General features: G+C 69.7%; 11 protein-coding genes and 3 pseudogenes. 6 read left to right on the forward strand and 8 right to left on the reverse strand.

Translation table 11 applies throughout. The annotated features are described in order from the left end of the window. Positions 1-64: 64 nt before the first annotated feature. Positions 65-1531 (reverse strand): helix-turn-helix domain-containing protein, encoded by a 1467-nt coding sequence (locus tag ACZ7M3_RS40310; protein WP_472070327.1) that lies wholly within the window; start codon positions 1529-1531, stop codon positions 65-67. A gap of 219 nt (positions 1532-1750) precedes the next feature. On the opposite strand from ACZ7M3_RS40310, the gene ACZ7M3_RS40315 reads away from it, so the two are divergent. Together ACZ7M3_RS40315 and ACZ7M3_RS40320 are read left to right on the forward strand one after the other, a co-directional pair. Beyond that, entirely contained in the window at positions 1751-1903 is a 153-nt protein-coding gene (locus tag ACZ7M3_RS40315; protein ID WP_472070329.1) for a hypothetical protein, read from the forward strand. A 269-nt stretch (positions 1904-2172) separates the two neighbouring features. Next, positions 2173-2631 carry a hypothetical protein gene (locus ACZ7M3_RS40320; protein ID WP_472070330.1) on the forward strand — a complete coding sequence of 153 codons (459 nt, stop codon included), beginning with the start codon at positions 2173-2175 and terminating at the stop codon, positions 2629-2631. A gap of 937 nt (positions 2632-3568) precedes the next feature. Here ACZ7M3_RS40320 and ACZ7M3_RS40325 read toward each other — a convergent pair. The 3 genes and pseudogenes from ACZ7M3_RS40325 to ACZ7M3_RS40335 all read right to left on the reverse strand — a co-directional run. Next, on the reverse strand, positions 3569-3946 hold the full coding sequence (locus tag ACZ7M3_RS40325; protein WP_472070332.1) for a hypothetical protein: 378 nt from the start codon (positions 3944-3946) through the stop codon (positions 3569-3571). Between the two features lie 216 nt (positions 3947-4162). Further along, positions 4163-4421 (reverse strand): annotated as a pseudogene (locus tag ACZ7M3_RS40330) (phosphorothioated DNA-binding restriction endonuclease); the annotation flags it as partial. A gap of 762 nt (positions 4422-5183) precedes the next feature. Beyond that, a pseudogene (locus ACZ7M3_RS40335) lies at positions 5184-5720 on the reverse strand (methyltransferase domain-containing protein); the annotation flags it as partial. 22 nt (positions 5721-5742) lie between these two features. On the opposite strand from ACZ7M3_RS40335, the pseudogene ACZ7M3_RS40340 reads away from it, so the two are divergent. Next, positions 5743-5898 (forward strand): annotated as a pseudogene (locus tag ACZ7M3_RS40340) (ATP-binding protein); the annotation flags it as partial. Further along, the gene (locus ACZ7M3_RS40345) at positions 5895-6545 is read left to right on the forward strand and encodes a response regulator transcription factor (protein ID WP_472070334.1); all 651 of its coding nucleotides are present in this window, start codon (positions 5895-5897) and stop codon (positions 6543-6545) included. The pseudogene ACZ7M3_RS40340 and the gene ACZ7M3_RS40345, both read left to right, overlap by 4 nt. A gap of 693 nt (positions 6546-7238) precedes the next feature. Here the strand turns inward: ACZ7M3_RS40345 and ACZ7M3_RS40350 are convergent. Beyond that, positions 7239-10163: a SpoIIE family protein phosphatase gene (locus ACZ7M3_RS40350; RefSeq protein WP_472070336.1), complete on the reverse strand. Its 2925-nt coding sequence runs from the start codon at positions 10161-10163 to the stop codon at positions 7239-7241. 1211 nt (positions 10164-11374) lie between these two features. Here ACZ7M3_RS40350 and ACZ7M3_RS40355 point away from each other — a divergent pair. Beyond that, entirely contained in the window at positions 11375-13699 is a 2325-nt protein-coding gene (locus tag ACZ7M3_RS40355) for a SpoIIE family protein phosphatase (protein ID WP_472070338.1), read from the forward strand. A 126-nt stretch (positions 13700-13825) separates the two neighbouring features. Next, complete coding sequence (locus tag ACZ7M3_RS40360) at positions 13826-16021, forward strand: SpoIIE family protein phosphatase (protein WP_472070340.1); 2196 nt, start codon at positions 13826-13828, stop codon at positions 16019-16021. Positions 16022-16913: 892 nt separating this feature from the next. Here ACZ7M3_RS40360 and ACZ7M3_RS40365 read toward each other — a convergent pair. The 3 genes from ACZ7M3_RS40365 to ACZ7M3_RS40375 all read right to left on the reverse strand — a co-directional run bounded on the left by ACZ7M3_RS40365 (position 16914) and on the right by ACZ7M3_RS40375 (position 19840). Next, complete coding sequence (locus tag ACZ7M3_RS40365; protein ID WP_472070342.1) at positions 16914-17936, reverse strand: LacI family DNA-binding transcriptional regulator; 1023 nt, start codon at positions 17934-17936, stop codon at positions 16914-16916. 75 nt (positions 17937-18011) lie between these two features. Beyond that, the gene (locus tag ACZ7M3_RS40370) at positions 18012-18848 is read right to left on the reverse strand and encodes an ATP-binding cassette domain-containing protein (RefSeq protein WP_472070344.1); all 837 of its coding nucleotides are present in this window, start codon (positions 18846-18848) and stop codon (positions 18012-18014) included. Then, positions 18845-19840, reverse strand: a complete 996-nt coding sequence (locus tag ACZ7M3_RS40375) for an ABC transporter permease (protein ID WP_472070346.1) — start codon at positions 19838-19840, stop codon at positions 18845-18847. The genes ACZ7M3_RS40370 and ACZ7M3_RS40375 overlap by 4 nt, the downstream gene beginning before the upstream one ends. Positions 19841-19856 lie beyond the last annotated feature (16 nt).

Raw genomic sequence — 19856 nt, forward strand, 5'->3', positions numbered from 1 at the left:
CAGTGACCTGGAGTTTCCGGGGCCTTGGCCCTGATCGACGCTGTGCCCCCGGCAGGATGCGAACCTACGAGTCGGTGGGTACCCACTGACGCACACCGTGTCCGTTCGTGCCGTACCAGTAGTGGGACAGGCCTTTGATGCTGCTGGTGCGGAACGGGCGGCCGTGGTCGTCGATGCGGACCGTGCCGGTGCGGCCCTGGGAGGACCAGTCGAGTTCCAGGTACCACTTGCAGTCGTAGGTCTCGGTCGTCGCGGTGACCAGCAGCACCTCCGGGTCCTCGGCGGAGACGCGGTAGGGGAACTGCACGGCGGGCGCGTGGGGGATCGGGCGGTTGATGTCCAGGTTCACGGAGAAGTCACGGGGTGTCAGGCCGCCGCCGCATCCCTGGCCCATGGCGTACGCGGTGCCGGTGACCGGGGTGCCGCGGCTGACGATACGGACCCGGAGAGCCTCCAGGACCACGGCCGTGGACGACTTCCCCTGCACCGAGATCTGCACCATCGTCTGCCGCCCCGGCACCGCCCCCAGCGTCGCCGCCCACACTCCGGCGTCCTGCTCCACCGGCGGCGGGGGCACCTGGGTCGGCTCCTTGTCGATGACGTAGTCGTATCCGCAACCTCCGTCCCAGACCTGAGAGTCGACGGCCCAGGCGAGCGGCACACCGGTCGGCGCGGGGGCGCCGCTCTTCGTGCCCGCCGACGGTCCGCCCTTTGCCTCGGGACTCCCCGTAGCCCGTGCTCCTGCGGACGGCGAGGCCGACGCAGGGCTGGAGGAGGGGCTGGTCGCAGTGGCCGAGGGGTGGTGTGACGTACCGGTTTCTGTCGTACGGGACCGACCGGTGGCCTTTGCCGAGTTGTCGTGAGACCGGTCGGCCGACAGCGCCGACAGACTGCCCAGCGTCACCAGCAGCACGGTCGCCGTGGCGGCGCCGACGGCGGTGCGGCGATGGCGGTACCAGGGCCGTCCGGTCGAGCGGGTGGCATCCCGCTGGACCGTCGGCTCGGGACGGCCTGGTCCGGGAGCGTCGGAAGCGGGCAGCCCCGCGTCGGATGCGCTCGCGTCGGATGCGCTCGCGTCGAGTCGCCGTGGTGCACCGCTCGTGCCGTCCCCGTCACCACCGATGCCGTCCGTGCTGCCGCCCGCGCCCAGTGCCGTCCGGCTGTCCGGACCCGAAGCCCGCCGGCCACCTGCCGGCTCCGGCACCCCCTCGGCGTTCGTCGGCTCCGTTGCCTCCTCGGCCGTTGCCGGCTCTGCCGCCCTCTCACCCGTCCTCAACCGCTGTCGTGCCGTCACCGCGAGCAGCCACAGGCGGTGCAGTTCGAGGCGTTCCTCCGGTGTCGCTCCGCAGAAGGCGGCCAGGCGCTCCACCGGGGCATAGTCCTGCGGGACCGCCTCGCCCGCGCAGTAGCGGTGCAGCGTGGAGGTGTTCATGTTGAGGCGCCGGGCCAGGGAGCCGTAGCTCCGGTCCGTGCGGTCCTTCAGCCGGCGCAGCAGCGCCGCGAACTCCTCGACGTCGTCCCCGGTCGACATCGTTCCCCCGTCTACCCACGTATCCCCGTATCCCAGGCGGTCCATATACCTGCACGTCAGATGGGCTGGGATGGTTCCACCGTCGCCGGACGGGCGTCCGGCGTTGCGCCGGGCCGCCGTGACGGCCGATGCTCTTGGTGTCGCACCGACCAGGACCGGGCCGACCAGCCGGAGGCGGGCGACAGCCGACACCCATCCACTCATTCACGGGGGACACCCATGCCCAAGCGCACCAGAGCGGACGCGCTCCTCACACTCACCGTCACGGGCCTCGCCCCCGGTACGACGCTCGCCACACCGGCGAACGCCTCGGCCAAGGCGCCCGGCTTCCTCACGGCGGCCGATCTCCCGCCGCACCCGAGCTCCTCCTGAACGACCGGCAAGGTCGCCGCTGTCTCAGCATGCCGGGCGGCGACGGCTCGGCTCGCGGCTGACCAAGAACGGCCTTCTCGACATCCGTCTGCTCTCCGTCGGCTGGGACGGCAGGACCGTCACGGCCGCGAACAAGCTCCACTGACCACATGACCGGGGCCGCCCTCCGTCACGGGGGTGGGGAGGGCGGCCCATCGCCCACCGACAGCGCCATTCGGCGCGATTCGTCACGACTCGAAAAGCCACGACTCGAAAAGCAGGGAACACACATGAGCAGCAAGACCCGCACCGTCCTGACCGCCGGCGCTCTCGCCATTGCTCTCGGCCTCGGCGCCACCGCCCAGGCATCCGCCGGCGCCCCGCGCAGCGTCAGCGGCAAGCCGTCCGACAACATCACCCGCATCGCCGACTTCTACGGCGCCTACAGCGACGCGGTGCTCGGAGAGGACCGCGGCCACCTCGGACAGGCCCTGCGCAGCCACTACCTCACCCCCGCCTTCCAGAAGGAGCTGGCGGCCTGGGAGAAGAGGGAGCACGCCGACGGCGTCCTGCGCGCCCAGAACGTCCCGCTCGCCTGGAAGGTCACCGACAACGGCAGCACCCGCACTTACACGGAGGCCGTCGTCACCCTCACCTGGGGCAACACCACCACCAAGCTTGTCGTCGACATGGCCCGCGACAGCCACAGGATCTTCCACATCGGAGACAAGGGCGTGGGACGCAAGTAGTCACTCCGGGCGCAGGTCTGACACCTCGGCCCGGCCCACCGAGAACCCCGGACCCAGGTGGCCCGCGCCCGCCCCCCGAGGACTCGTACAGCCGCACCATCAGATTCCCTCCGCCGACTTCACCGACTCGACGGTCACGGCCGGCTGGTCAAGGCCACCTACGGAGATCCGTAGGTGGCCTTCTCCTTGGTGCCCCCGGCAGGATTCGAACTACCCGGGCTCTGTTTGGGCCGCTGAGCGCAGGCTGGCGGTTCGGGCTCACTATGGGACCAGCTCGTACAAGATGCTCGGTCGGGCCTTCGGCTTGTCGACCTGGCTAGGCCGTCCGTTCTGCGGTCCACAGGTCACGGGCAGGGGCAGTGCACGGTCGGAGATCGGGCGGTCCAGGTCGACTGCCCGCCACGGGACGTGGCCCGGCGTGCTGGCCGAAGTCGTTGAGTACCTGGGTGCTGGCGGGATGACCGGCATCATCGATGGCACCGAGATCCGGGTCCGGTGTCCCGCCATCGGGCGCAAGGACCGGGACACGTTCACCTCCGGAATGAGCAAGCAGAACGCCGGCTGGCTGCCAGGGTCGAGGTGCGCAGACCGGCGGGCGGGTGGTGACCCCGCCGCACTGCAAGTTCAAGTAGAGCGCGCCGGATTGGTACGAGGACATGCGCGAGCGTCAGTGCAAGGCGCACTCCTCGCGACGCGTCGGGATTGAGCACGGCATCGCTCGCCTTCGGAGCCGCGCTGGAACAGTCCTGTCAGCCAACCTGTAGCTGACTGCCTCGCCGTGTCCGCGGCGGCCCCGAGCCGCTGCGCCCCCTCCGACACGGATCGCCAGGAGTCGACGAAGGTCCGGCCCACGATGGGCGAGTGGGGGAAGATCTCGTACGACGCCTGAGGTGGAGGAGGGGCGGGCGGGCGGCGGCCCGGGCCGCGGGTCCGTGTGTCAGGCGTCCATGTGGAACTTGTCGATGTCCCAGTGCTGGTTGCCCCGCTCGGTGAAGACCAGGACGTTCAGCCGACCGCTGTTGAAGTTGAAGTCGCAGGTCTTGGACTTGCCCTTGCCGCCCACCTTGCACACGCGGACGTTGTCTGAGGCGGGCCCGAAGAGACTGACGGCGAAGGTGCGGCCGTCTGCCTTGAGGTCCTTGACCGTGACAGTGTCGGTGGCAGGGTTGTACGACATGGAGCCCTGGGCGTACCGCTCGTTGACATTGTGAGGGGCGGCCGAACTCGTGCCCGCGCCGATGGTGAAGGCGAGGCCGAGGCCGACGACGGCGGAAACGGGGGCGGTGATCAGTGCCCGGCGTAGGGACTTACGCATGCGTGTTGCTCTCTCCAGTTGAATGACCGCGAAACAGTGATTTCTGTGCAGATGCTAATCGCACGGGGTGACTTGGCCGCCCGGGGGGGACGTCCCGATGGCATGCATCACGCCGTCCAGTCACGGAGCCTGACACCTCGTCACCGAAGAAGGCATCGCACGACGGCAGTAGGCCTCCTGCTTTCCGCCCTGGCTGGATGTCGACGAGGTGGAGTACTCCAGATCCAGGCCGACGGCTTCGCACAACTCGGCGTGGAGCGAGGGTGGGAAGCGCAGGTCGAGAAGCAACCGGGCGAGTCTGCCGAGCAGTTGCGGCTCGCGTCGCAGCGCTGCTCTCAGGTCCGGCGTGAGCCGCCCGCGCGGCCCACCGCACCCCCTCCTTCCCCCTCGCCCTCCGCGGCGGCGGCTTGTGCGGAGCGCGGGTTCCGCTCCTGGTCCACTGCCTCGGCTTCGCGGTCCGCTCCAGCCAGTCCATGGCGGCCGATCGTGGACGGCCGTCCCGGACGGATGACGGTGCCGCCATGCTCCTGCGGCTCCTCCTTGAGGATCCCAGCCGTGTCGGCCACGCAGGAGTTCGTCACACCAGTTCGGAAGAACGGGCATGGCAGTCGGAGCCACCGGGCCGGGCGGTGGCAGCGTGGCGTGTACGGCGCACAGTACGACGTCGTAGGAGTGCGGCTCCGAGGGCCACCAGGACGACGACGGCTACGGCAGGGCCGCCCAGAGTGAGAATCTGCTGAAGCGACTTCGCGGCGGCGTAGCCGACGCCTGCTTCGGCTGTGGCCCACAGACAGGCGGCTGTGACGCTGTAGGGAGCGATGCGGCGGTACGGCAGGCGGGTGGCGCCTGCGAAGTGGGGGGGCGAGCGTGCGGATCACGGGCAGGAATCGGGCCAGGAGGACGGCCCGGCCGCCGTGGCGCGTCATCAGCGTCTCGGCCCGGTGCCAGGCGACTGGGGGGATACGACGGCCCACGCGGCCCGCGTGCAGCCGATCGCCGAGGAGCCTGCCGGTGCGGTGGGCGAGGAAGTCGCCTGCCACCACGGCGCCCGCTGCGACCGCGATGACGAGGGGAAGGCTCAGGTAACCGGTGCGGGCCAGGGCGCCGGCGGTCAGCAGCAGGGTGAGCGTGGGGATGAAGGCACCGACCAGGAGGATCGACTCGGCCAGGACGGCCAGGGCCAGCACCGTGTAAGCGGAGGCAGGGGGGAGATGGCCGAGGAGGTCGGACAGCGCGTTCACCGACTCGCTCCGTCGGCTGCGTGCTGTGAGCTGTGGGCGGCGGCGTGGGGCCGTTGCAGGTGCCAGACGTCGGCCGGGGGCAGGTTGGCCCAGACTGTCCAGCGGCCGATGGCGTACCTGCGCTGGTAGGCGGCCATGATCTTGTCCACCGCGGCGTGCCGACGTGCTTCCGCCCGTGACGCGGTCAAGGCGCGGGCCTGGCGCGTGCCGAGGTAGGCGAAGTAGGTCAGGATGCCGCCGGGGTGCAGCAGGGCCATGTAGCGGGCCATGATGCGCTCGACCTGTGCGGGGGCGAAGTTGGTCAGCGGCAGCCCGGAGACGATCACGTCGTAGCGTTCGGTGGTGTCGAGGTCCTCGACGTACGTCTGGTGCACGTCGACCTGCGTCGGACGGTCGGCCAGGTTCGGGTGCGCGGCGACGAGGGCGCGTAGCCGTGCGGCGAAGCGCGGGTTCGCCTCCACGATGTCCAGGCGGCTTCCCCGGGGCAGTCGGGGGATCAGGCTGCGGGTGACCGCGCCGGTGCCGGCGCACGCTGGTGCACCCCGCACAGACACTCCCGGCTCCGGATACGGGCTCGTCGGCCTGCGGGAACGCGTCACGGCCCTCGGCGGTCACCTTGCCGCCGGACCTGCCGGGGCGGGTGCCTGGCGGCTGACAGCCCGCATCCCCCATCCCCCCGCCGGCGACGGACAGAACGGCACCCCCACATGATCCGCACCATGATCGTCGACGACGACGCCCTGGTCCGCCTCGGCCTGGCCGACCTGCTCGACGGTGACGAGGACATCGAGGTGGTCGCCCAGGCTGCCGACGGCCTCCAGGCCATCGAGCAGGCCACCGCTCACCGCATCGACGTCGCCCTGGTCGATGTCCGCATGCCCCGCATGGACGGCATCACCGCCACCACCCGGCTGCGGGCCCTTCCCCACCCGCCGAAGGTGATCACTCTGACCACCTTCGATCTCGACGAGTACGTCTACAACGCCCTGGCCGCCGGAGCCGACGGGTTCCTGCTCAAGGACACCGACCCGGCCGAGATCCTGCGCGCAGTACACCTGGTCGCCGTCGGTTCGGCGATGCTCCACCCCACCGCGGCCCGTCGCCTCATCGACCGCTACCACGCGTCCAACCAGCCCCAGGCCATCGCGGCCCAGGCCCGGCTGGACCGGCTCACCCCCCGCGAACGCGACGTGCTCGCCCTCCTCTCCCGAGGCGACACCAACGCCGACATCGCCACCCGTCTCGCCATGCGTGAGAGCACCGTCAAGGCCCACGTCAGTCGCATCCTGACCGCGCTGGAGGTCACCAACCGCGTCCAGGCCGCCCTGCTGGCCCGCGACGCAGACGCGGCCCAGTGAGCATCAGGAGCGCTGCCCAGCGGCCCAGGTACGCGCGGCCCCCATGCCGCCTGTGCCGATGAAGCCGTAGCGGACCCAGATGTCCTGTCCGGCGGTGGTACCAGGGGCGGGTGCCGGAACAGGCCATGGGGAGGCCGGAGTTCGACGGTCTGGACGGTCTGGACGGTCTGGACGGTCGGGCGGCAGGTGGCCCGCTCGGTGTCATGGTCGAGTTCGGTGCTGCGCGTGCGACGGCCTTCCCATCCGCCGGACGGGAAGGCCGTCGACCAGGTGTTTCTCTGTGCCCCCGGCAGGATTCGAACCTGCGGCAGCCGCTTTAGGAGAGAGGTTTGAGACTCCCTCCGCCGGCCTGGGGCTTCGATACCTGGTGAGGCGGACCGGCAGCGCGGCTGCAGGACGCCCTCGTTGACCGTGGATGACCCCTGTATCTGGCACGGTTGTGGTACGAGCCTCAGCCGACGACAGCCAGCCACGATGGCGGGTGCGCCGTCCGCCCAGGCGCGCGCGTATGTCTCGCTGTACCCCCACCGGCCTTGGCCACGCCACCGGCTTGTGTCGTCGGCCGGATGCCACGGCCGTCCCGTGGGGAGTGCCGGAGCGCCGTGCCTCGGAACTCTCTGCTTGGGAATCTGCGGCCATTCGCGGCCAGTTCGGGCGCTTACCTGGGCGAACGGTGACGCGCGCGGTCAAAGATCAAACCGAGGTGGTGGGGAGGGGCTGTTCGGTCCAGATGGACTTGCCTGTGCGGGTGTGGCGGGTGCCCCAGCGTTGGCAGAGTGCGGAGATGAGCTGGAGGCCGCGGCCGCCCTCGTCGGTGGCGGAGGCGTGGCGGATGTGCGGTGTGGTCAGGCTGGTGTCGGAGACCTCGCAGATCAGTGCGCGGCTGCGGAGCATGCGCAGCCGGATGGGGCCGCAGGCGTGCCGGATGACGTTCCCGACCAGCTCGCTGACCAGGAGTTCGGTGGTCATGATCAGGTCCTCATCGGCCAGGTCCCAGTCGGTGAGCTGGGCGCGGACCAACTCCCGGGCCTGGCCCGCCGCCACCGGGTCCTCCGGCAACGGCCACTCGGCGACGTTCTCCGCGTCCAGCGGGTGGGTGCGGACCAGCAGCAGGGCGGCGTCGTCTATCAGCTCGCCGTGGGCGGGAAGGAGCGCGGAGGTGATGGTGGCGCAGAGGGCGTCCAGGTCGGACGCGTCCGCCGGTGAGGTGGGCATGGCGTTCACGGACTGAAAGAGGAGCTCGGCGAGGCGGCTCATGCCGGTGGTGACATCCCTGTCCTTGCTCTCGACCAGGCCGTCGCTGTAGAGGGCGAGCAGGCTGTCGGCGGGCAGGAGGGTCTCGAGGGCTTCGAAGGGCGGAGCGGCCACCCCCAGCGGAGGGTCCGGGGTCATGGACAGGAAGGTGACGGTGCCGTCGGGGTGGGCCACCGCCGGGGGCGGCTGACCTGCGCTGGCGTACGACAGACGCCGGGTCACCGGGTCGTAGATGCCGTACAGGCAGGTGACGAAGGCATCGGTGCCCAGTTCGCCGACGATGTCGTTGAGGTGGCCAAGGATTTCGTCGGGCGGCAGCTCCAGCTCCGAGAGGGTACGGACGGCCGTGCGGAGCCTGCCCATGGTGGCGGCCTCGGCCATGCCGTGGCCCATGACGTCTCCGATCACAAGCGCCACCCGGGCCGCGGAGAGCGGGATCACGTCGTACCAGTCGCCGCCGACGTCGGCTCCCTGCTTGGCCGACTGGTAGCGCGCCGCCGCCGTCACCTCGGGCAGCTTGGGCAATGCCTGCGGCAGCAGGCCGCGCTGGAGCGTACGGGCCCGGGTCGTCGCCTCGTCGTAGAGTCCGGCCCGCTCCAGGGCCTGCGCGATCAGTCCGCTGAGAGCGGTCAGCAGCGTTCGTTCGTCATCGTCCAGCACCCGCGGTCGGCCGAAGGAGATCACCGCCGCGCCGATGTCGCGCCCTGATGCGGTCAGCGGCAGAACGGCCCACGCCTGCTTGCCGCTCTCCCGGACCAGGATCTCGGTCTCCGGGTACCGCTGCAGGAACTCCTCCGGGGAGGAGATGAAGAGGGTGGTGCGGGTGCGCAGGGCGTCCCCCACCGGGTTGGCGGCGTCCCTCACTGTCCAGTGCCCGTCCAGCAGTCGGGTGAAGCGCTCCGAATACCCACGGGAGCCGACCACGGTCAGTCGGTCGCCGAACACGTCGAGCATGACGAGTCCGGTGGCCCCGAGGGGTGTCATCACGCCTTCGGCCACCGCCGCCATCACGTCCTGGGCCGTGACAGCCTCGGCCAGCTCCCGCGTGATCCGCTGCACCAGGGCCGCCCGCTTCCCGGCCGCCCGCTCCGCGGCGGCCCGCTCGACCTCCCGTAGATGTCGCTCGGTGGTGTCGGTGATGTAGAGCGTGAGGCCTTCCGGCACCGGTACCAGCCGCAGGTGGTACCAGGACATCCCGTCCGACCCCGGTACGTCGAATCCGGCCGGCCGGCCCTCGGCAGCCGTGGCCCGGCACCGTTGCTCCAGCCCCGGCACGGCACGTACCGCGGGAATGTCCCAGAGCAGGGCTCCGGCCACATCTCCCGCGGCACCGAAGTGCCGCTCGGCGGCCTGATTGAGAAATCCGATGCGCCAGTCCGTGTCCAGGGAGACGAAGCCGTCGCTCATGTGTCGCAGCGCCCGCCCCACCGATTCGGCGGCGGCGTGCGTTTCGCTGCTGTCCCGGAGGGTGCCGATCACCTTCACCGGCGTCCCCTCTTCGTCCGTGATCGTCCGGGCACGGGCCTCGATCCAGAGGTATGTGCCGTCCTGGCGCCGGATCCGGTACTCGTTCTGGAAGCCGCCGCGCATCTGGATACCGGTGTCGAAGCCGGCTACCGCCCCTGGCAGGTCGTCCGGGTGGATCAGCTCTGCCCACGCCTCGATGCCGCCGCTCATCACCTCCGGATCGATGCCGGCCAGTACCTCCACGACGGGCCGGTCGGAGGTCAGCTCGCCGGTGCGCAGGTCCCAGGTGTACGTGATGGAGGGCAACCCTTCCACGTCCCACAGGGGGGTGGCCTCCCGCGGTTCTGGCCCGTTCTCCAGGGCGCGCAGCAGGGTGGGGGACGGATTGAGGATCCCGGACGACTTGAGCCTCCCGGACATCCAGCCCGCCACCTCGTTCAGAAACGCGCGCTCCGCCGCGCCGGGCTCGGTGCCCGGGGCGAAGAGGACGGAGAGCGCGCCGCGTCGCCGGCCACCGCCCGGAATGGGGACGGCCAGGTGACCGATGCCGGCGGGGAGTCGGGAAGGCCACAGGGCGGCGGGGTCCCGGCCTGGCACCGGGTCAGGCGGGGCCAGGTCGGGCTGCCAGGTGATGGTGTCGTTGCGGGCGGCGCTGCTGGGCGGCGCCGTGCCCCGTACCGGGATGATCAGCCAGGGCCGGGTCATCGACTCCGGCAGGCCACTGTCGGCGACCAGGTAGAGGATGCCGCTCATGCCGCCGCCCGGGAGATGCACCATGCCGCCCAGGCCCTGCACCTCGGCTACCGCCTGCTGGAGCGCGGTCAGCAGCACTTCGACATCGCGCCGGTCCTCGTCCACGGCGTCGAGCAGCCGCATCCGCATGCGGTGTCGCTCCAAGGGCCGGGGTCGTACGGTCTTGGTCCGCAGGCCCTGAGGCTGGTGCAGTGGATGGGGGACGTGGGGTATGGACGGGCCGGTGTTGTCCGCTTCGCCGCCTCTGGTATTCACCACTGCCGACTGTCGCCTCCGCTCACCGCTTGGGTACCCGCTGGGCCGCATGTGATCGGATGTGGACCTGCAGCGATCTATACGCAGCCATTTCATGCTAATCGGAATAACTTAGGCGATTTCATCGCCATGGGGAACCTTTCGTATCCGATCAACCTTATGTGGCGTTGGCTCACCCTTAGTTACGGCTGAGGTCTTGTCCGCCGGCTTGGCGCGGCGGGGCTACTGGCAGTTCGTCAGACCCGGCAGGAGAGATCAAGGCCGTGTCCCGCAGTGACCGCGTCGATCAGGGCTTGGAGCGGCACGCATGTGGCACGGCGCCTGAAACGGTGAAGGGCCCGCCGGGGAGGGGGTACCTCCTGGACTGCCCCTGTGTTCTGTGCCCCGCCAGGATTCGAACCTGCGACTCGCGTGCTCACGGGGCTTCCCGGCCTCATGTGTGCCGAATCCGTTCGCGGAGCGTCTGCGCAGCAGCGCCACTGGTGATCGGTGCGGAATCGCGCATCGTTCCTGCGAACGCCTCTCGCGGGCTGTGGCTTTGGCCGGACGATGGGATCGCGGGTGCCGAGCAGAGACAGTTGGTCGAGGAGGGGGACGTTGACGGTCCTCGGCCGCCTGCTCGCCGGTGATCTCTTCGTCCGCGCGCCTTTCGAAGCCCCGCCACGCGTCGTCGTCGGCGAGCCTGCGTCAACCGTGAGTGATCTCGGCTCACCGTCTCGTCACGGGCCGCGTCGCCGCCTTCCTCTCCTCGCCGACCCGGATCGACCTGCCCGGGCAGATGAGGGAGGCGATGCTCCATGCGCGTGCTGTACCTGGTGAACATCTCCGACCTCGACCGGCTGTCGGCCGATTCGGTGGCGGGCCTGTCACGGTGTTTTCCGGCATGCAAGCGGTGGTCCGCCCCGGGTCGGACGGAGTGGGGTTACTGGACCGCGTGCAGGCCCGACGGGTGCGCAGGTGGGTCGAGGCAGGCCGTCTGAAGTTTGCCATCCCATGGTCCCAGGAGCACTGTGGATACTGCCTGCGACGAGAGATCAGAGACCACCATGCACACCAGGGGCAGGCGGAACACTCGCCAATTCACCGGTGCTCGCCTGGACGTGTCCGCTGCGGCAGGCGTGCTGGACCGGGACGGCTGCGTGACCCACTGGAGCAGTGGTGCGCAGGAACTGCTCGGATACGCCCCTGTTGAGATCATCGGCAGGCCGGTGGACGACCTGCTGACGGCAGAGGGAACGCTGCGGCACCGCGACGGCCTCCCGCTGCACGCGCAGGTGCACTTGTGCCCGCTGCAGGACACCGATCGGGATTGCGGCTTCCTGCTCCTGCTGACGGCCGTGCCCGAGGCCGAGACAGGCACACCACGGCATGCCTTGCTCCCGCAGTGGATATTCGAGCAGCAGCCGCTTGCCGTTGCCATTTGCGACCTCGACGCGCGCCTGCTGTGCGGGAACCAGCCGATGCTTGGAGTGGGGGGCCTTTCCGAGGAGGAGGCCCGCGGCCGGCGCCTGACCGAGATTCTCCAGGGCAACGCGATCGAGGAGGTGGAGCGGCGGGTCCTTCGAGTGGCCCGGACCGGAAAAGCGGAGACGGTGGAGCCCATCGTCAGGCTCCCCGGGGAATCCAAGGCTCACGCCTGGGCCATGGACGTCTTCCCGCTCAAGGACGCGGACGGCTCGGTGCGTGCGGTGGGCGTTGCGGCGTCCGACTACTCCCAGCAGTACGACTCCAGGGAGCGCATCGCCTTGATCAGCGAGGCCAGGACCCGCGTGGGTACGAGCCTGGACATCGTGGGAACCGCACGAGAATTCGCGGAACTCGCTGTCCCTCGCTTCGCCGACTTCGTCAGCGTGGACCTTCTGGAGCCCGTCTTCCAGGGGGAGCTGCCCGCGCCCGTTCTTCCTCGGGGTGTCACTGCCCTGCGCATGGCGGCATACCAGTGGGCCGCCGGGCACGCGCTCGATGCGGTGATCAGCGCTACGGAAGTACACACCCATCCATGGTCGTCGCCGGTCGCGCGGTGTCTGGCCGAGAACCGGGCCGTTCGTCACAGCACCAAGGATCCCGAGGTCATCCGTTGGCTGGCCGAGGATCCCGTTCAGGCGTCGCTCGCGGAGACGTTCGGCCCCCACTCGCTCATCGCTGTGCCGATCCGTGCGCAGGGCGTTTCCCTCGGGGTAGTCCTGTTCGTCAGGTACGAGGCCTCGCATGAAGAAGCCTTCGGCCCCGACTGCACGGCGATCAGCGAGGACCTCGTCGACCGGCTCGCGATCTGTTTGGACAACGCTCGCCGGTTCACGCGGGAGCGCGGCATCGCGCTCGCACTGCAGCGGGCCTTGCTTCCCCGGGAGTCGACCGTGCACCCCGCCGTGGAGACGGTCGCCCGTTATCTGCCTGCGGGCGGCGGCGCCCAGGCAGGCGGTGACTGGTTCGACGTGGTTCCCCTCCCCGGAGCACGAGTCGGCTTGGTGGTCGGCGACGTCGTCGGACACGGCATCAACGCCTCTGCGACCATGGGCCGCCTGCGTACCGCCGTGCGCACCCTCGCCGACATCGACCTGCCGCCCGAGGAACTCCTCACTCACCTCGACGACATCATCACCCACACCGCGGGTGAGCAAGGTGGCGAGCCCACCGGTGAGATCCCCGGCGACATCGGTGCCACCTGTCTGTACGCCGTCTACGACCCGGTCTCCGGCACCTGCTCCCTGGCCCGCGCTGGCCACCCCGCCCCCGTGCTGATCCACCCGGACGGCACCAGCAGTGTCATCGACATGCCCTGTGGCCCTCCGCTGGGACTCGGCAGTCTGCCGTTCGAGGCGGCGGACGTCATCGTGCCTGAAGGGGGCCTGCTGGCACTGTTCACCGACGGTCTCCTCACCACCCGGGATCGCGATGTCGACGAAGGGTGCTCCGACCTGTGCAGCGCCCTCGCCCTCCCGGCCACCTCGCTTGATGCTCTGTGCGACACCGTCCTGGACACCCTGTGCCCCGAACCGCATGCCGACGACGTCACCCTGCTCCTGGCACGCCCCTGCGTGTTCGGCGAGGACCGCCTCGCCAGCTGGGACCTGCCCAGCAATCCCGCGGTCGTCGCCGACGCTCGCCGGCTCGCAGCGGAGCAGCTCGCCCTGTGGGGACTGGCGGAGGCCGCGTTCGTCACGCAGCTGGTGGTGAGCGAGCTGGTCACCAACGCGATGCGGCACGCCGGCGGGCCGATCCGGCTGCGGCTCATCAAGGGTGAGACGCTGATTTGCGAGGTCAGCGACGGAAGCAGCGTCAGTCCTTATTTGCGCCGGGCCCGAGTATTCGACGAGGGCGGCCGCGGCCTGTTCATGGTCGCCCAGTTCACTAAGCGCTGGGGCACCCGCTACACCCGCACCGGCAAGACCATCTGGGGCGAGCAGGTGCTGCACATGCCGTAGGTACGGCAATCCGGCCCGGGAGGGCGTTCAGGATCGGCAGCGACATCAGGCTTGTAAGTTCAGACGCCGGTGCCGCTGGTCACAAACCTGTTCATAATGGAAAGGCAGCAGCTTGGAGCACTCGTGATGCCGGATCCCATGCAGGCCGGGGAGCGGACGGCTGCGGTCGGACAGGCCGCGGCATGGTGGAATCTGTTGCCCGTCGCCTTGATCGTCTCCGACGGCACCGGACGGATCAGACAGTGGGCGAAGGCAGCCCCCGAACTGCTCGGCTACGCCACCGGTGAGGTCATCGGCCGTGACCTCACCGATCTCGTCCTCCCCGACCATCGCCGGGAGGCACGCGCCGTGCACGATGCGGTTGCCGCTGGGCGCAGCGTGACCGGGCAATTTCCGATGCGGCACAAGAACGGCTCCACCATCGGGCTGGAGGTGTGGGCGTGCCCCGTGGCCGCACAGGGCGGGGAGGGGTGGGACGTACTGCTCCTGGCCGCCGATGCCCGTGAAGCGCGTCAGACCCGTGAAGCGCGTCAGCTCCGCGAAGTCGGTGGCCCGCTGGACGCGCTGTTCGCCCGCTCGCCGGTGGGACTGGCGATCTTCGACACCGAGCTGCGGTTCCAGCAGATCAATCGCGCCCTGGAGGCGATGAACGGGCTACCCGCCGCGGCGCACATAGGGCGCCGACCGTCGGAGGTGCTACCCGGGGTCAACAGCGAGCAGATGGAAGCGGCGATGCGTCGGGTGCTGGTCACCGGTGACCCCGTGGTGAACTTCCGCCGTATCGGCCGCACGCCCGCCAGCCCCGACCACGAGCGCGTGTGGTCCTGCTCCTACTTCCGCCTGGAGGACGCGGAAGGCGAACCGCTGGGGATCAACGCCTCGATCATCGATGTCACCACCCAGGAGAAGAGCGAGCGGGAGGCCGCCGCCGGCCGTCAACGCATGGCGCTGCTCAACGAGGCCACGCTGCGGATCGGCACCACCCTCGATGCGGCCCGAACGGGACAGGAACTGGCTGACATCGCCGTGCCCCGCCTCGCCGACATCGCCACCGTCGACGCCCTGGCCGACCTCACCGAAGCCACCGAGCCGATGACCAGCCTGTGGGGCGGCGCCGCTCTGCGCCGCCTCGGCAAGGCTCCCGCCCGAGATCACGCGGCCGCCGACATCCTCACCCCCGTCGGCCGCACCTTGCACTTCCCCGCCGACGCGCCCTACGCGCAGGCTGTCATCGACCGTCGGCCCTTCCTCCTGCGCCGCATCGACGCCCGTGCCGTCGCCCAGGCCGCACGCTACTCCTCGATTCCCGAACGGCTCCGGTCCCTGGGCGTGACGTCGATGATGATGGTGCCCCTCACGGCCCGCGGCCTGGTTCTCGGCGTCGCCACCTTCCTGCGGGATGGCGACCGGCCTGCCTTCGACGCCGCCGACCTAGCGCTCGCCGGCGATCTGGCCGCCCACGCCGCCGTCTGCATCGACAACGCCCGGCTGTATCACCGCGAGCACGACGTCGCGCTCACCTTGAAGCGCAGCATGCTTCCCAGCCTCCCGAAACCCCCGGCGGGCATCGAGATCGCCCACTGCTACCGGCCCGCCTCCGACGTCCACGAGGTCGGAGGGGACTGGTTCGACGTCGCCACCCTCGCCCCCGGTAAGGGCGCCCTGGTCATCGGCGACGTGATGGGCCACGGCATCCAAGCTGCCGCGATCATGGGGCAGATGCGCACCACCGTGCGGGCCTTCACACACCTCGACCTGCCCCCCGATCAGCTCCTGCACCATCTCGACGACGCGCTCCAGGAACTCGACAGCCCCCTCCTGGCCACCTGCCTGTACGGGATCTGTGACTGCACGGTCTGCCGCTGCTGGCTCGGCCGCGCCGGCCACCCCCCGCCCGCCCTCGTGACGCCCGACGGCAGCGCCCGCCTGCTCGACCTGCCCGCCGGCGCTCCCCTGGGTATCGGCGGTATTCGCTTTACCACCACCGAGGTCGTCCTGGACCCGGGCAGCATCGTCGTCTTCTACACCGACGGCCTCATCGAAACCCGCGGGATCGACCTGGACGAGCGTCTGGACGAACTCATCCGCCTTCTCTCCGGCGCGCACAACGACCTCAACCAGTTGTGCGACAGCCTCATGAACCACTTCGCCCCCAGCCCCGCCGAAGACGACATCACCATCCTCGCCGCCCGCATCGGCACCCCCACCGGTGCCACCGAACCCCCTCCTCAGCGGTCCTGCGCACCGCCGGTCCGCCCGCCTGACCCCGCTCGGTCCGGCCGAGGATCCGACGAAGGCCGGCACCGCAACCGGCAGCTCTGACTCGACCTCAGCCCGACAGGGCACTCTCGGACGCCGCACGTGGGGATCGTGCTGGTTGCCCCGCCCCTGCGGCCGCGACTGGACGACAAGCACCACGTCGCTGATCGCGTTCCGAGGTCTGCAACGAGGACGCCGGTCTCATCACCGTCGCCAAGCAACTCGTGGTGGACGGCTGGGAGGTGTACGAGGACGACCCCAAGACTGACACCGGCGCGCGGACCATCGCGCTGGACTCCGACACGGTCCAGGCCCTCATGCGGCACCGCGCCCAGCAGGACAAGGACCGCGAGGAATGGGGGAGTGCCTGGGCGGAGTCCGTATGCGTCTTCACCAATGAGAACGGGGAGATGCTTTCAGGAGATGCTCGGCCACTCCGCGATCACCATCACGGCCGACACGTACACAAGCCTGCTCCCCGAGGCTGATCTCGCCGTCGCTGAGGCCGCAGCCCGGCTCGTACCGCGCGCCCGCGCCGGCTCCGTGTCAGATGATGTTGATCCGTCGGGCGATATTCGGGAGATCAACTCCCCGTCCGCTCACGGATCGCCCACGCAAACGGCCCCTGACGAGACGTCCGAGGCCGAGTAGGAGCCCTCCCTGAGGGATAACCCCAGGTCAGGGCGGTAGCGCGTTGTGCCCCCGGCAGGATTCGAACCTGCGACACCCGCTTGAGGAGTTTCGCCTGGACGGGGCTCTGACCTGGCTAAATGTCAAGGTTGGCATGTCTGAGCTGGGAAAACACCCCTCCGTAGCTCTCGCGTGTTCGCGGTGTGTCCCGTCCTCATGTGTGCTGAATCCGTTCCACGGGGACTCCTCTGATGACCTTGGCTTTCTATGGGGCACCCGTGAGCGAGAGCGTGGTCCCTGCTGGTCGTCCGACAGGGTAAGCCGCCTATGGCTTGGGCACGGGTTGCTCCCCCGAGCCTCGGACGATCAGTCGTGTCGGAACGGTGATGGTGCGGGCGCGGGAGCGGTCGCCGTCGAGTCGTGCCAGCGCCATGGTCGCCGCTGTTCTGCCGAGTTCTTCCGCGTCCTGGGCGACGACGGTCAGGGCCGGTTCGAGTGCCTCGGCCAGCGATACGTCGTCGAAGGCGACGACGGCGACATCCTTGCGCTTGCTGCGGGCCAGTTCGGCGACGATGCCCAGCGCCATGATGTTGTTGCCGGCGAACAGGGCAGTGGGGGGATCGGCCAGGCCGAGGAGTTGGGCGGTCGCGGCCTCGGCGCCCTGCTGGTCGTGGGCGTTGGTGACAAGTGAGCGGTCGTAGGGGATGTCGGCTTCCTGCAGCGCGGAGCGGTAGCCGGCCAGACGTTCACGGCGGGTGTACAGCTTCGGGGGCAGGTCGCCGACGAAGCTGACGCGTCGGTGGCCGTGGGCGATGAGGTGGGCGACGCCGTCGTGGGCTCCGGCGCGGTTGGAGCTGACGATGCTGTCCGTGGCGAGGCCGGCTCCGGGGCGGTCGAGGAAGACGACGGGCAGTCCCGCCGTGCGGTGGGACTTGAGATGGGAGTGGTCGGCGCCGACGGACGGAACGACGATCAGGATGCTGACCCGCCGGGCGAGGAACTTGTCCGTCAGGGCGCGTTCGCGATCGGGGTCGTCCGCGGAGGAGCCCATGAGCAGGGTCAGTCCGCGGTCGCGGACGGTGTCCTCGATGGCGCGGGCCACGGCTCCGAAGAAGGGGTTGGCGAGGTCGGGAATGACCAGGCCGATGGTGGTGTCCGGGCCGCCGACGCGGATGTTGCGGGCCATCAGGTTCGGCTGGAAGCCGAGCTTGGCCACTGCGGCCAGCACCTGTTCCCTGGTCTGCGCGGAAGCGGGTCCGTCCTCGTTGAGGACTCGGGAGACCGTCTTGGCGCTGACGCCGACTTCGCGGGCGACGTCGGCCAGGGTGGGGCGGCGGTTCGCTGCCATGGAGAAACCGTCTCCTGAGGGCTCTCGGTTCCGGCCGCGGCCTCGGCCGGAAACTGCGAGAGCTGGGTTGTGCTGTCAGGTGGCCTGGACTCCGGCGGCCTTCGCGGCCTTGGAATCCGCTACGACAGTATCTCCGGCTTCGTCGACGGTGAGAGCGCCGGTCATGATGGCGACGACCTCGGCCATGGAGTAGTCGGAGGGCTTGATCACGGCAGCGCGCCGGCCCAGCCGGTGGACGTGGATCCGGTCGGCGATCTCGAAGACGTGGGGCATGTTGTGGCTGATCAGGACGACCGGCATGCCCTTGTCGCGGACCCGGCGGATGAGGTCGAGGACCTGGCCAGACTCCTTGACGCCGAGCGCTGCGGTGGGCTCGTCCATGACGACGACGGAGCGGGCCCAGGCGACGGAACGGGCGACCGCGACGGCCTGCCGCTGCCCGCCGGAGAGCGTCTCCACCGACTGCGTCAGCGAACGCAGGCCGATCTTCAGGTCGGCCATGTGCTCGGCGGCCTCCTGCCGCATGCGCTTCTTGTCCAGCATGCGGAAGACATTGCCGAGGACGCCGGGGCGACGCAGCTCGCGCCCGAGGAACATGTTCGAGGCGATGTCCATGGAGGCCGCCACGGCGAGGTCCTGATAGACCGTCTCTATGCCGTGGGCGCGTGCGCTCTGCGGGCCGGAGAAGGTGATGGGCTCGCCGTTGAGTCGTATCTCCCCCGCGTCGGGGGTCACCGCGCCGGTGAGGGCCTTGATCAGGCTGGTCTTGCCGGCGCCGTTGTCGCCGATGACGGCGAGGACCTCGCCGGGGAGCAGGTCGAAGTCGGCGCCGTCGATGGCGGTGACCTGGCCGTACCGCTTGACCAGACCGCGGGCCTGCAGCACGGGGGTGGGGGAGGAGGTGGCGGTCATCGGGCCTTCTTCCGGGAGAGCTGGTCGACGGTCACCGCGAGGATCACCAGGACGCCAGTGATCAGGGTCTGGTAGATGGAGGCGACGCCCATCAGCTGGAGACCGTTGCGGAAGACGCCGACGATGAGAACGCCGATGAAGGTACCCAGGACCGATCCGCGTCCGCCGAAGAGGCTGGTGCCGCCGAGAACCACGGCGGTGATGCTGTCGAGGTTGTCGGTCTGTCCCGCCTGGGGGTCGCCGACTCCGGTGCGGGAGATGAGCAGCAGGGCGGCGATCCCGTACAGCAGACCCGCCACGGTGTAGATGCCGATCGTCAGGCGGGAGGTGCGGATACCGTTCAGCCGCGCGGCTTCCTGGCTGTTGCCCAGGGCGTAGACGTGCCGGCCCCAGCCGGTGCTGCTCAGCGCGTAGGCGAGCAGGAGGAACAGGGCGATGGTGACCAGGGAACCGTAGGTGATGTCGGTGTGGCCGAGCGGGAAGGTCTGCCCGAGGGCCGTCAGCGGGCCGGGCAGGTTGGTGACCGTCTGCTCCTCGGAGTAGATGTGGGTCAGCGCGAACGCCACGTTGAGCATGCCGAGGGTGACGATGAACGGCGGCAGCGGGATCTTCTGCACCAGCAGCCCGTTGAGTAGCCCGAAGCCGCCGCAGACGACGATGCCCAGCGCGATGGCGACGAGCGGGGGCAGGGAGCCCTCGGCGGCCATCTTGGCGATCACGATGCTGCCGAACGCCATCACGGCTCCGCAGGACAGGTCGATGCCCGCGGTGAGGATGATCAGGGTCTGTCCGATGGCGAGGGTGCCCACGACCATGACCTGCTGCACGATCAGCGAGAAGTTCCCGCCGGTCAGGAACTGGTCGGTCGAGACGGAGAAGAAGGCGCAGGCCAGGAGGAGGGCGACCAGAGGGCCGGTGGTCGGCGCCGTGAGCAGTCTGCGGGCCGTGGTCGGCGCTTTGAGCTCGGCGTACGGCGTGGTCGTGGCTGTCATGCGAAGTCCTTGTCGG

The sequence above is a fragment of the Streptomyces sp. NPDC111656 genome (genome assembly GCF_055656965.1).

Excerpts from the sequence above, each read along its gene's own strand:
- ACZ7M3_RS40370 (WP_472070344.1), bottom strand. The coding sequence starts at position 18,848 with ATGACCGCCACCTCCTCCCCCACCCCCGTGCTGCAGGCCCGCGGTCTG.
- ACZ7M3_RS40325 (WP_472070332.1), bottom strand. The coding sequence starts at position 3,946 with ATGCGTAAGTCCCTACGCCGGGCACTGATCACCGCCCCCGTTTCCGCC.
- ACZ7M3_RS40375 (WP_472070346.1), bottom strand. The coding sequence starts at position 19,840 with ATGACAGCCACGACCACGCCGTACGCCGAGCTCAAAGCGCCGACCACG.
- ACZ7M3_RS40360 (WP_472070340.1), top strand. The coding sequence starts at position 13,826 with ATGCCGGATCCCATGCAGGCCGGGGAGCGGACGGCTGCGGTCGGACAG.
- ACZ7M3_RS40315 (WP_472070329.1), top strand. The coding sequence starts at position 1,751 with ATGCCCAAGCGCACCAGAGCGGACGCGCTCCTCACACTCACCGTCACG.
- ACZ7M3_RS40320 (WP_472070330.1), top strand. The coding sequence starts at position 2,173 with ATGAGCAGCAAGACCCGCACCGTCCTGACCGCCGGCGCTCTCGCCATT.
- ACZ7M3_RS40345 (WP_472070334.1), top strand. The coding sequence starts at position 5,895 with ATGATCCGCACCATGATCGTCGACGACGACGCCCTGGTCCGCCTCGGC.
- ACZ7M3_RS40310 (WP_472070327.1), bottom strand. The coding sequence starts at position 1,531 with ATGTCGACCGGGGACGACGTCGAGGAGTTCGCGGCGCTGCTGCGCCGG.
- ACZ7M3_RS40365 (WP_472070342.1), bottom strand. The coding sequence starts at position 17,936 with ATGGCAGCGAACCGCCGCCCCACCCTGGCCGACGTCGCCCGCGAAGTC.